Here is a 12492-nt window from a genome sequence, read left to right on the forward strand (position 1 = left end):
CACGAAACTTAAATTTTTTTGTTCAAAAGCACCAATTTTCAATGGCTTTGGCATATATAATTTTTTAGCGGCATGATAGACATGTAACCCCAAAATTTGTAGAGCAGAGTACAGAGTACAGTAAAGGATGATTTACCTTTCCATTCTCTCAGGTAAATCTTAAACTTAATGTTGTCAGCTTCTCTCTGCACCATATATGGCGCAATTGCGCAGCAATAAAAAAATAAGTTTTCAGATTTTTCTACGCTCGCGTAGAAAAATCATCCTTCACTGTACTTTGTACTCTGCTTTTCATGTTATATTTCTATAGTTTATCGCTAAGTAAACAGCTTAAAGTAAGAAGACTATCACTTAAATGAACATTTTCAACTATAACATCATTTTTGGTAATTAAATCTATAGGTGCAAAGTTCCATATCCCCTTAACATTATTATTAACAACAATATCTGCTACCTTTTGAGCACTTTTACTAGGAACACATATAATCCCAATGTCTATTTGTTCATTTTTCAAAAATCCTTCCAAACAATCAATATCTTGAATTTCTATGTCATGAATCTTAAGCCCCAATAGCTTTGGATTTATATCAAATATTCCCTTCAAGCAAAAGCCTAATTTCTCAAAATTTATATAATTTGCAATTGCTTGGCCAATATTTCCTGCACCAACTATTATAGTTTTATACTCTTTTGTAAGTCCTAAAATTGCATCTATTTCCTTACAAAGCTCCTTTACATTATATCCATATCCTTGTTGTCCAAAATCCCCGAAACAATTCAAGTCTTGACGTATTTGAGAAGCTGTAAAACCTATTTTTTCACTTAGTTCTTTTGAAGATATTCTATCGACCTCATTCTTCCTCAGATCGTTTAAATATCTATGGTACTTAGGCAAACGTCTTATTACTGCCATAGATATATTTTTCTTCTTTTCCACGAAACGCACCCCTTACTGCAATATACTACATATTAATTATAATTTGTAGTACACAATTTTCAACTCAATATTTATATTCTACCACATTATTTGATTTTTACACTAATTATTTTAGTAGTTATTTTTATTTAAATAATCTTAAAGTTATTTTTATTTGACAATATACATTTTAATGTTTTAATATTTACTGGTAAAGAATATATAGATAAACCGTTTCAACTACCAAAATCAATTTGCACCAAAATGTCCAGAAAACGTCATTTTGGTACAAATTAATTTTCAAGTTTCAAGCGGTTTATCTTTAATGGCAGGTGAATTATATGATAGTTATGAGCTGTAAAAATCTCCAAAAAAGTTATGGAATAGATGTCATACTTGAAGATGTTACTTTTAGTATAAATGAAGGTGAAAGAATAGGCTTAATCGGGCCAAACGGTGCTGGAAAATCCACACTTTTTAGAATACTTACAGGACAGCTTGAACACGATAATGGTGATTTATTTATAGATAAAAATAAAAAATTAGGTTACTTAGCACAGCATCTAGATCTTGATAGTTCTAATACAATATTTGAAGAACTAACTTCGGTTTTTAATGAATTAATATCAATTGAAAATAAAATTAAAGAACTTGAAATTAAAATGGGTGAACCATATGATCCCGCAAAAGAAGATTATCATAATAAAATAATAAAGGATTACACAACTTATACTGAACTTTATAATACTAAGGGTGGATATTCTTATAAAGGCGAAATTGGAAGGGTCTTAAAAGGTCTTGGCTTTTCTGAGGAAGATTCAAAAAAATCAATTAATATACTAAGTGGGGGACAAAAAACAAGGGTAGCCCTTTGTAAACTTCTTCTTATAAAACCTGAAATATTGCTGTTAGATGAACCAACCAACCATCTGGATTTAGATGCAATAGAATGGCTTGAAGATTATCTTAAAGCTTATAAGGGTACAATTCTTATAATATCACATGATAGATATTTTTTGGATTGCATAACCGATAAAATCTTTGAACTTATAAATGGTCATATAAATTGTTTTAACGGAAATTATACTAAAGCTTTAGATTTGAAGAAAAAAGATTACGAAATTAAGCTTAAAGCCTATGAACTTCAACAGGCAGAAATTAAAAGACAAGAATCAATAATTGAGCGTTATCGTTCCTTTAATAGAGAAAAAAGCATAAGAGCTGCTGAAAGCCGTCAAAAAGCTTTAGATAAAGTTGAAAGAATTAAAGCACCAGATAAAGAAACCGGCGTTACTAAAATAAGATTTGAAACAATGATAAAAAGCGGTAATGATGTACTTCATGTTGAAAATCTATCTAAGAGTTTTGGAGATTATTTATTATTTAAAAACTTAGATTTTGATATTAAAAGTGGAGAAAAAACAGCAATAATAGGAGAAAATGGTCGTGGTAAAACAACCTTATTTAAAATACTCCTTGATAAAATAAAAAGTGATTCAGGAATTAAAATTTTAGGCAAAAACGTGTTTATTGGTTATTACGATCAAGAGCAGTCAAATTTGAGTATGGATAAAACAATAATCGATGAGGTATGGGATGATTTTCCCGAGCTTACAACAACAGAAGTTAGAACCGCCCTTGCTGCCTTTTTATTTACTGGAGATGATGTTTTCAAAACAATATCAAAACTAAGCGGCGGAGAAAAATGTAGAATTAACTTACTTAAACTGATGTTATCTAAAAATAATTTTCTTTTGCTTGACGAGCCTACAAACCATTTAGACATAGTATCGCGTGAGGCCTTAGAAGACGCTCTTCTCAATTACGATGGGACTGTGTTAGTTATTTCACATGATAGATATTTTTTAAACAAAGTAGTTTCAAAAATATATGAGTTAAATATTGATGGGGCAAAACAATACTTAGGAAACTACAGTTATTATGTAGAAAAAAAGAAAAATCCAACACGATTTCAATATGAAGAAGAAATTTCAGAAGGAAAAACAAAAACACAAATACAAGCTGACAAAAAGAAAAAAAGAGAAGAACAAAAACTAGAAAAAGAAAAGAAACTTAAGATAAAAAATATAGAGGATTCCATTGCAAACTTTGAAACTCAAATGGAAGATCTTCAAAACCAGCTTTGCCTTGAAGAAGTTTATTCAAATCCAGAAAAAAGCGTAGAAGTAAATAACAGTATATCAAATTTGCAAGAAAATATAGATAAACTTTACGAAGAGTGGGAAGAACTCAACAGTTAAGCCAATGCACAATTCACAGTTCACAATGCACAATTAATGGTGTTCAGCGAAGCTGACAACATTTAAGTTTAAGATTTACCTGACGTAAGGAAAGGTAAATCCTCCTTCATTGTGCATTGTGAATCGTGAATTGTGAATTGCTTTACCCATAGGCTCTTACTTCGCTAATTCGTAAATAGTATGTGCATAAATCTTAGCATTTAAAATAAGATCGTCTATTTTAATGTATTCATTTACTTTATGGTCCACATCTGGTTCACCTGGAAATATTGGTCCAAAAGCAACTATATTAGGCATTTCCTTTGCATATGTTCCTCCGCCTATTGCTAAAAGTTTTGGTTCATTACCAGTTTGTTCCTTATAGACCTTCTGAAGTGTCTTTACAAGTTCACTATCTTTAGGGAAATATAAAGGCTTCGCATGATCCATATTTTCTATCTTAATGCCTGTATTTTCAACTGCAGCATTGGCATTTTTAGATAACTCTTCAAACTTGCAAGTAACTGGATATCTTATATCAATTGTAGCTCTTCCGCTATTTTCATTTAAATCTATTATTCCAAAATTAAATGAAAGTTTTCCCGAAATCTCATCCTTCATTGCAACTCCAAAAGATTCACCATCTGTTTCCATTCCTATGTGGTTATTGAGGAAAGTTATATAATCGGAAAGATCACTTTTTTCTAAATTTAACTCACCAAGAAAAGCTAAAATTTCTGATATTGCATTTTTTCCTTCATGAGGTATACTTCCATGAGCCGCTATTCCATATGCCTTTATAATAACTAACTCGCCATTTTCCTCTGCCTTTAATTCATAACCAGTTCTATTTGAAAATTCCTCACATTTATCTATTATTGTGCTTTTAAGTGAAGTTCTTACTGCAGCTTCACAGAAATTAGGAACTATATTATGGGCATTACCACCCTTTACATAAACAACATTTGTTTCTCCATCTGCTTTTACAGAAAACTCCTTATGTAAATCAAATACAACTACGCCTTTCTCACCATTTATAATTGGATATTCTGCATCAGGGGTAAAACCTGCTACAGGTGGTTTTTCCTTTTTTAAATAATATCCAATTTCTTTGCTTCCAGTTTCTTCATTTGTACCAAAAATAATTCTAACTCTTTTGGACATTGTAAAACCTAAATCTACAATTGCCTTAAGGCCATATAAAGCTGCCATTATAGGTCCCTTATCATCTGTTGCACCTCTTGCAAATATTTTTCCATCATGTATTTCCGCAGCATATGGAGGGAACTCCCATCCATCACCTTCTGGAACTACATCAAGATGACCAAGTACACCAATATATTCTTCTCCATCACCATATTCTGCATATCCTACTTGATTGTCAATATTAGCAGTCTTAAAGCCTAAACTCTTTGCAATTTGAAGTGCACATTCTAATGCTTTAGCTGGTCCTTCTCCATATGGCATACCAGGCTTTGCTTCTCCTTGAACACTTTTTACTTGTAAAACCTTTTGAGTTGCTTTAATTAATTCGTCTTTTAATAAATCCACTTGATTATTTATATCCATCTGTATTCCTCCATTCAAATTTATTATAAAACTTACCAAATAATATTTTACACCATTTATTAAGATAAAACACTTGAAACTTGGAAATTAATTTGTACCAAAATGCTATCTTCTGAGCATTTTGGTACAAGCTAATTTTATTAATTTAACTGTTTTATCTACATGAGCATGTGAAAAATATAGGTATTCTTTTTTATGAGAAGCTCTATAAGCTTTATGTGCAGTATAGTAAAACCTATAGAATACCTTTTTTCACATCCTCCTATAATAAAATAGGTTGCTTTTTTTACTATCTTCAATTTCATTAAATTTATTTATCTCAATGTCATCATATTGATACGCCTTTTCAATCACTTCAATTAAGAATTCTCTTTTAAATTTAAATTGTACATCAAGTTTAACCTCTGACATAACTTTATATTCTATATGATTAGGTTCATTTCCAGCTATATACATTGGAAAAAGTTCTTCAATCTTCTTGTTCATAATTGCAAATTGATATATTCCTGCATCAATTACATTTCCCATGTACATATTGAAACAGTGTGCATATTGTCTTTTATAATTATTTACCTCTACATACAAAATACCTTTGACAAATGGAACATCCATATCTTTTATCCTACAAACTTGACTTATTAACGTACTTATCATATCAGCATTATTTAACACCTGATAATTTGAAATACACATTTTACACAAGTTCTCAAAGAACTTCTTTTCATTATTATTCATTACACACCACCTATACCAAAGTACTCTGTACTCTGTTTTCAGTACATTTTTACAGTTTCATTTGGATCAGTCTTATTATCTATAATGTTGTTTTCCATCAAAAACTCTTTTACCTTGGCCGTATACTCTACTTTATTTTTTAAATATGATTGCGCGTGTCCTGCATTTGGTGCAATATATAAATATTTAGGACCTTTTTTTTCAAGATATAAATCTAAGGACATAGTTGGTGGAATAAAATCATCATTTGCACCGTGAATAAACATTATTGGTGTTTCAACATCCTTTATAGCTTTTTTAGGTGATATTGAATAAAGAGAAAAACCAGACTTATAAAGCGCTACCATACTTGAATAAAATACTATAGCATTAGCTATAATCTTACCGTGATTTTTCATTTCATATGTTAGTTTTTCACTAAAAAGTTCTGGCAAATCTGAAAAAGGACAATCAACAACATAAAATGAAACATCTCTCGTTCTTATATTCATATTCGAATGTAAAAGCGCTGTAGCTGCTCCCATAGATTCACCATGAATTCCTATGATACCACCTGGATTCTGCTCCTTTACCCATTGAACACAATTATTTAAATCATATTTTTCAAAATATCCAAGGGTTATATTTTTTCCTCCACTAGTTCCATGATATCGTGAATCATAAACAAGTACATTGAAGCCAAGCTTTAAGTATATATCCGCATACTTCATTGACTCCCATCTGCTTCCTGTAATACCATGAACAATTATAACTGTATTGCCCGTATTTACAAAGTTTTTAATATACGTACCTGAAAGCTTATATCCAAAATTAGAATTTATAAGTACATCCTTTTTATCTAATAAGTTAAATTCCTCATAATCAAAAGTATATTTAAAATTATTATAATCACTATCACTTCTATCAAACTGCATTACACATACTTTATTATAAAATATATTTCCAATATAAAAACCCGAAATATTTATAATTATAAATAAAATTAGTATAAAAACTAAAATTACTTTTTTTATTCTTTTTCTTATTACCATACAACATCGCCACCATCTTGGCTAACTCAATATTTAGTTTAATTTTTTACTTGGCACCCTTTTAACTGTATTTAGTTGCGCTCTAACATTGCCTTTTACAGCATCTATATATTCTCTTCTTAAAATCTGATTTTCCTTCTCTTCTTCCTCTGTAAGTCCTTCTTCATTCTTTTTCTTATACAAAAAATTAATTCTAGCTATAAGCTCTTTCATCTCCATTAGTTGTGTCCTCCATTAAAAATATTCTGGTTTTCTGTTTTTATAGTACACAGGTTTTAATTTGCATTTTTCAGCTATATAAAAAGCAGCCTTTAAATTTAGCCCTATACTTTCACTATTATGCGAATCTGAGCCAATAGTAACTAAACTGCCACCAATTTCCTTATATCTCTTATAGATTGGAATTAAATTTTCTACGGCAGCCATGTTACTGAGTCTTCTTAAATTTATTTCAAACGCTATCTCTCTACTAACAATAAGCCTTAAAACCTCATCTATTAAATCACTATATTCATTATAGTTTATTTCAGTATTTTTATATGATGCATATCTACATATATAATCAATGTGTGCAAGCGAATTAATATATTCATGTGTTTTAATACATTCTATCATATTTTGAAAATATCTTTCATAAACATACTTTTTATCCCTATCCTTATATAGTTCTTTATCAAAAATGTCAATCCCATCTACAAAATGAATAGATCCAATAATATAATCAAAATCATATTTTTCACTAATATTCCTATTTTCCTTAGAAAACTCGTCCGTCATTCCAATTTCTACACCAAGAAAATATTTATCGCTTCTATATTTATAATATTTATTAAAATACTCATCTATATCAAAAATAAACTTATCTTTCTCTGGATAATTTAAATCAATATGATCTGTAGAAATAATTCCTATACCTAAATCTCCTGCAGTTTTTAATGCTTCTTCAAGCTTAAGTTTGGAATCTGTAGAAAATTCAGTATGCACATGACTATCAAATATCAATTTTACCACCTCTTAATTAGCAATTAACTATTCACTAAAATTATTTTATATACATCTTTTAGTGCCCACAGCGTCGTTAATCTAATTATAACAGAAGTAATTTAATTATAGTAACAATTTTTTCACTAAAACATAACTTATTAACATAGGGTAAAATTTACCCATAATAATTTTCAAGGAGAACTTTATGTATTACGATAACGATTATGATTTTGATCCTATGAGATTTGAAGATGATGAATTTGATGATAATGATGATATCGATGAAGTACCTTTCGTTTGTCCCTTTTTAAGGGGATGCCCTTTTACTTACAGAATGGGATATATAACTGATGACCCTCGTCTACCTAATGGCCCAGGTCAGATGCCTGGTCAAGGCCCCGGTCAAATGCCACCTGGACAGATGCCTGGTCAAGGTCAAGGCCCTGGTCAAATGCCACCTGGACCTCCACCAACCTACACTCCAAATAAAAACATGCAATTACAAGGTGGTAACCCATCTCTAAAAGCAGTAGACAGCGGTGCAATAAGATTTTGTAGATATAAATACACCTTTATTTGGGAAACCAATGGTAGATCTTACTGGACTTACATTACCTTTGTTGGTAGAAGATCCATATCCGGTTATAGATGGACTGGAAGAAGATGGGTTTACTTTGGACTTGACTTAAGAAGAATAGAATCTTTTGTTTGCAGATAAATTCTTTAATTATTACAATATTGCGAAGCAAAGTGTAGTGCAAAATCAAATAGCCTTTGGTAGGTGGAGAAAATGATGTTAGTGAATAGCATCTTAAAATCTTAAATAAAATTAATAAAACTAAGTGGAAAATTTTTTAAAGCTTAAGAGCTTTAGATAACTCGCGAAAAGACGCTCAGACAATCTAAATCTCTAAATCTTCAAAAAATTTTCCACTAAGTTTTATACAATTTTATTTAAAATATTTTTTCAATGCTATTCCCTAACATCATTTTTTCTTCCACCTACCAAAGGCTATTTGATTAATCCACTATCTCTTTGTTTCACAATATATAATTATTTTCTAACAAATTAATACAGTAATTTCAGTAATAATTATTGTTTATGTACTGCACAAAAATTCCGTAGGCGCGGAGGAATTTTTTCCTTAAACTCATGTACATTGCGAAGTAAGTGTGTTGTAGGATGATTTAAATAAAATTTTATAAATCTTAGGTAAAAAACTTTAAAAGCCTTAGATGTTTCAATTGTCTGAGCTTCTTTTCAGCGAGTTATTGAAACTTCTTAGGCTTTTAAAGTTTTTTGCCTTAGATTTATTAATTTTATTTAATATCCTGCAATACACTTACTTCGAATTGTTACAATCCAATTTGTGGAGTTTTGCCCTATACTTATTCATTGAACTCTACCCATGTCCCCTGTATAATATGAACTTGTAATGACACGTAATATGAATTTTAGGGGGATTTATTGTATGAAAAGATTAAACTACTTAATGGCTTCAATTCTTTCTGCAAGTGTACTTTTATTTTCTGCACCAAAAGCATATGCTGCCACTACTCAAACTTCTATTTCAAGAACTCAAGCCGAACAAAGGGCTTTAAGCATTGTAAATTTAAATTGGACATACTCAAGTAGCAAAAATTCTACTTTACCTTCAATTAATGGAAACAGTGTTACACAACCTTCTCAATTTAAAAATGTAACAACTGCAACTATGACTGGTATCCCATATGATTGGGGTGGTTTGGATAGCTTAGACACTTCATCTGATGGAGCTCCTTGGACAAGCTTTTTAACTGCAATAAACAATGGTGCCTTTGCTGGAAATGTTAATACTTCTGCTCCTTATGGATATATTCAAGGAACTGCTGGAATTGACTGTTCTGGTTTTGTACAAGCTACTTTTAATATTAAAGACTATAAACAATCAACTTCTACCTTAATTAATAATTATTTTACACCAATTAGTTTAAGCAACTTAAAACATATGGATATTTTAGACCACCCTGGTGATCATGTTGTTATATTTGACAAGTGGGGATCTTTAAATGGAGTACAAGGTGCCTATACTTACGAATCTACACCAGATCAAACTTACGGTGGAATACAAGGTACAAAAAAATATTTTATAACTATGAATGAAATTAACTCAGGCTATATTCCTGCAAGATATAATTATATTATTGATGATACTTCTACACCAGATCCCGTACCAACTTCAAATTCTTATGGTATAGTTTCTAATGTAACTTCTTATGCTAACTTTAGATCGAATCCATCTACAAGTTCTGCATTACTTGGCACAATACCAAAGGGTACAATTTTAAAACTTTTAGCTTCAAATTCTGGTTGGTATAATGTATCTTACAATGGTCAAACAGGTTGGATATATGGAAATTTAATAGCTTCAGTTCCTGCTAACACTTATGTAACTGTAAATAATGTATCTCAATTAAATATAAGATTAGCTGCATCTTCAACTTCTCAAATTCTTGGAGTACTAAGTGAAGGACAATATGCAACAGTGCTTGGTGTATCAACTGATGGAAGCTGGTATAAAATTAGCGTAAATGGCATAACAGGATACTCTTCTGCAAAATACCTTCAATATATAAATTAATTGTGAAGCAAAGTGTAGTGCAAAATCAAAGGACCTTCGGTAGGCGTAGAAAAATGATGTTAGTGAATAGCGGCTCAAAATCCTAAATAAAATTAATAAAACTAAGCGGCAAATTTTTTAAAGCTTAAGAGCTTTCGATAACTCGCAAGAAGACGCTCAGACAATCGGAATCTCTAAAGCTTTAAAAAATTTTCCACTAAGTTTTATACAATTTTATTTTAGAAATTTTTTCGCCACTATCCCCTAACATCATTTTTTTCCTACACCTACCAAAGGTTCTTTGATTAATCCAACTACATCTTTATTTCACAATAAATAATAGTATTTTAATGTTATTTTGATATTTTAACAACACTTATATTTCTACAATCTAATTATTAACATTCTTATTTTAGATGCTCGAATCTATTCCAAAATAAACTTTCATCTAATTTAAAAGTTAATCCATCATACAGCTTTCCCCTGATTTCTCTAAAATTAACTTCTCTATTAACGACATTAAATCCACATTTTTGTGCAAGTCTTACCATCCTGTAATTACCTGACCACGTTTGTGTATATATTCCTAAGACAACTCCTGATTTCAACAAGTATGAAATGAATAACGTAAAAGCCAATTCTCCCATTTTTTTGCCTCTAAACTTGTTGGATGGAATATCAATTCCTATAGCCAATTGTTTTTCATTTCCATCAACATGATAAGACGTAACCCATCCGACATGTTCTCCATGTATTGTACATATTTCCAACCTGCTTCGTGCTTTTGGCATTTTCCTATTTAACCTTTGAAAGAATTTACTTTTTAAATTTTCAGTATTTATGGCATCTTTTGTTTCCCAAGGAGCATCCCAATCCTGCCATTCAATTTCATTTGTATTCCAAATTACATAATCATCAATATCCTCAATGGTCATATCCCTTAAAATTATGCCTTTATTGACCATTTTAAAAGTATTTTCAATAATTTCATTCTTCATATTATCAACTTCCTTTAAAACTATATCTTTATATACAATCACTTTAGCTAAACTTTATCTCAATAAGCCAAGTAAAGTTTTTCAAGTGCTCATAATAAAAATTACACTCACAAAATTCGGCATAGGATTTAAAATCTTCTATTACCGTATAATACTCATCCTCAATTTCTTCCCACAAATCTAATCTATTTTCATTTTGAAATTTTCTTTTACATTCTTCCTTTTTTTCGTTATTTAAAAACATCAAATCTGCTATAATTATTTTACCATTAGGTTTTAAATATTTTAGCATTATATCTAACGCTTTTCTTTTCTCCTGTGCTGTTAAATGGTGAAATGCATATGTCGAAACTATAATGTCAAATTCATTTTCTATAAATGGAACATCTAAAAAATTTCCAAACTTAAACTTCATTTTAGGATACTTTTTTTGTGCTAAAATAAGCATTTCTACACTTTGATCCATTCCTGTAATATCTAGTTTTTCGCTTAAGACTCCACAAAGATTTGCTGTGCCACATCCAATATCTAAAACTTTTTCAGCATTATTTTCTTTAATAATTCCTCTTAATTTATTCATTATATCTTTATATCCATCAAATAATTTCAGTTCATCCTGAGTATTATCTAGCACAGAAGCATCATAACTTTTTGCCCATGAATCAAAATTCCACTGATCAATCCATTCTTTATGAACATTTTTATTTTCATCTAATACATCATTCATTTTTTTCAAATAACTAAATTTGCTTTTTTCCTCACCTTCAGAAAAAATATCATTAATACTAACCTTGAGAGTACTTTTTATATTTTCTAGTTCATTAATTTTAGCCTTAACTGCTTTATATTGAATATATAAATTTCTTAAAAATTCATTATTATACCCACTTTTTTCAATGAGTTTTTTAATATCTTTAATAGAAAACCCAAGTTCCCTTAAAAACATTATGTGTTTTATTTTAACAATATCATTGTCACTATAATTTCTATAATTATTCTCGCCCCTTTGCGCCTGTACAAGCCCTTTCTCTTCATATATTCGAAGAGTTTTAGAAGATATATTTAATGTTTCACATACTTCCTTAGTATTCATTCTTATCACCTCAGATTAAATATACACCCTGCCCAAAGGGCTAAGTCAATTCCAAAATGTACAGTGAAAATATTTTACTGCAAATATGAAGTTTATGCTGACAAATTACAATTTGAATCAGAGTACAGATGACGGAGTACAGAGTACAGTGAATGATGATTTACCTTTCGATTCTCTCAGGTAAATCTTAAACTTAATGTTGTCAGCTTCGCTGAGCGCCATCAATGGCTCAATTGCGCAGCAATAAAAAATAAGTTTTCAGATTTTTCTACGCTCGCGGAGAAAAATCATCCTTCGTTGTACTCTGTACTCTGTACTCCGTACTC

At 30.2% G+C, this 12492-nt stretch carries 11 protein-coding genes; 3 read left to right on the forward strand and 8 right to left on the reverse strand.

Translation table 11 applies throughout. The annotated features are described in order from the left end of the window. Nucleotides 1–304: 304 nt before the first annotated feature. Entirely contained in the window at nucleotides 305–937 is a 633-nt protein-coding gene (locus CUEA01_RS11785; protein WP_234121801.1) for a redox-sensing transcriptional repressor Rex, read from the reverse strand. A gap of 320 nt (nucleotides 938–1257) precedes the next feature. Between CUEA01_RS11785 and CUEA01_RS11790 the strand changes: the two genes are divergently transcribed. Beyond that, the gene (locus CUEA01_RS11790; protein WP_234122167.1) at nucleotides 1258–3177 is read left to right on the forward strand and encodes an ABC-F family ATP-binding cassette domain-containing protein; all 1920 of its coding nucleotides are present in this window, start codon (nucleotides 1258–1260) and stop codon (nucleotides 3175–3177) included. A gap of 156 nt (nucleotides 3178–3333) precedes the next feature. Here CUEA01_RS11790 and pepV read toward each other — a convergent pair whose 3' ends face one another. The 5 genes from pepV to CUEA01_RS11815 form a co-directional block, all read right to left on the reverse strand. After that, nucleotides 3334–4725, reverse strand: a complete 1392-nt coding sequence (gene pepV, locus CUEA01_RS11795) for a dipeptidase PepV (protein ID WP_234121802.1) — start codon at nucleotides 4723–4725, stop codon at nucleotides 3334–3336. A 252-nt stretch (nucleotides 4726–4977) separates the two neighbouring features. Then, nucleotides 4978–5460: a hypothetical protein gene (locus CUEA01_RS11800; protein ID WP_234121803.1), complete on the reverse strand. Its 483-nt coding sequence runs from the start codon at nucleotides 5458–5460 to the stop codon at nucleotides 4978–4980. Nucleotides 5461–5498: 38 nt separating this feature from the next. After that, nucleotides 5499–6491 (reverse strand): alpha/beta hydrolase, encoded by a 993-nt coding sequence (locus CUEA01_RS11805; RefSeq protein ID WP_234121804.1) that lies wholly within the window; start codon nucleotides 6489–6491, stop codon nucleotides 5499–5501. Nucleotides 6492–6524: 33 nt separating this feature from the next. Continuing rightward, nucleotides 6525–6710 (reverse strand): DUF896 domain-containing protein, encoded by a 186-nt coding sequence (locus tag CUEA01_RS11810; protein WP_234121805.1) that lies wholly within the window; start codon nucleotides 6708–6710, stop codon nucleotides 6525–6527. A gap of 15 nt (nucleotides 6711–6725) precedes the next feature. Next, on the reverse strand, nucleotides 6726–7493 hold the full coding sequence (locus CUEA01_RS11815) for a histidinol phosphate phosphatase (RefSeq protein ID WP_234121806.1): 768 nt from the start codon (nucleotides 7491–7493) through the stop codon (nucleotides 6726–6728). Nucleotides 7494–7680: 187 nt separating this feature from the next. On the opposite strand from CUEA01_RS11815, the gene CUEA01_RS11820 reads away from it, so the two are divergent. Beyond that, nucleotides 7681–8193: a hypothetical protein gene (locus CUEA01_RS11820; RefSeq protein ID WP_234121807.1), complete on the forward strand. Its 513-nt coding sequence runs from the start codon at nucleotides 7681–7683 to the stop codon at nucleotides 8191–8193. A 754-nt stretch (nucleotides 8194–8947) separates the two neighbouring features. Then, the gene (locus CUEA01_RS11825; protein ID WP_234121808.1) at nucleotides 8948–10096 is read left to right on the forward strand and encodes an SH3 domain-containing protein; all 1149 of its coding nucleotides are present in this window, start codon (nucleotides 8948–8950) and stop codon (nucleotides 10094–10096) included. 386 nt (nucleotides 10097–10482) lie between these two features. Here the strand turns inward: CUEA01_RS11825 and CUEA01_RS11830 are convergent, their stop codons facing one another. Next, complete coding sequence (locus CUEA01_RS11830; protein ID WP_234121809.1) at nucleotides 10483–11115, reverse strand: GNAT family N-acetyltransferase; 633 nt, start codon at nucleotides 11113–11115, stop codon at nucleotides 10483–10485. Between the two features lies 1 nt (nucleotide 11116). Then, nucleotides 11117–12166, reverse strand: a complete 1050-nt coding sequence (locus CUEA01_RS11835) for a MerR family transcriptional regulator (RefSeq protein ID WP_234121810.1) — start codon at nucleotides 12164–12166, stop codon at nucleotides 11117–11119. Between the last annotated feature and the right edge of the window lie 326 nt (nucleotides 12167–12492).

This window comes from Clostridium hydrogenum, assembly GCF_021432385.1.
GTDB lineage: Bacteria > Bacillota > Clostridia > Clostridiales > Clostridiaceae > Clostridium_S > Clostridium_S hydrogenum.

Coding starts and splice junctions, on each gene's coding strand:
- CUEA01_RS11810 (WP_234121805.1), bottom strand. CDS start 6,710: ATGGAGATGAAAGAGCTTATAGCTAGAATTAATTTTTTGTATAAGAAA.
- CUEA01_RS11790 (WP_234122167.1), top strand. CDS start 1,258: ATGATAGTTATGAGCTGTAAAAATCTCCAAAAAAGTTATGGAATAGAT.
- CUEA01_RS11800 (WP_234121803.1), bottom strand. CDS start 5,460: ATGAATAATAATGAAAAGAAGTTCTTTGAGAACTTGTGTAAAATGTGT.
- CUEA01_RS11805 (WP_234121804.1), bottom strand. CDS start 6,491: ATGGTAATAAGAAAAAGAATAAAAAAAGTAATTTTAGTTTTTATACTA.
- CUEA01_RS11825 (WP_234121808.1), top strand. CDS start 8,948: ATGAAAAGATTAAACTACTTAATGGCTTCAATTCTTTCTGCAAGTGTA.
- CUEA01_RS11820 (WP_234121807.1), top strand. CDS start 7,681: ATGTATTACGATAACGATTATGATTTTGATCCTATGAGATTTGAAGAT.
- CUEA01_RS11835 (WP_234121810.1), bottom strand. CDS start 12,166: ATGAATACTAAGGAAGTATGTGAAACATTAAATATATCTTCTAAAACT.
- pepV (WP_234121802.1), bottom strand. CDS start 4,725: ATGGATATAAATAATCAAGTGGATTTATTAAAAGACGAATTAATTAAA.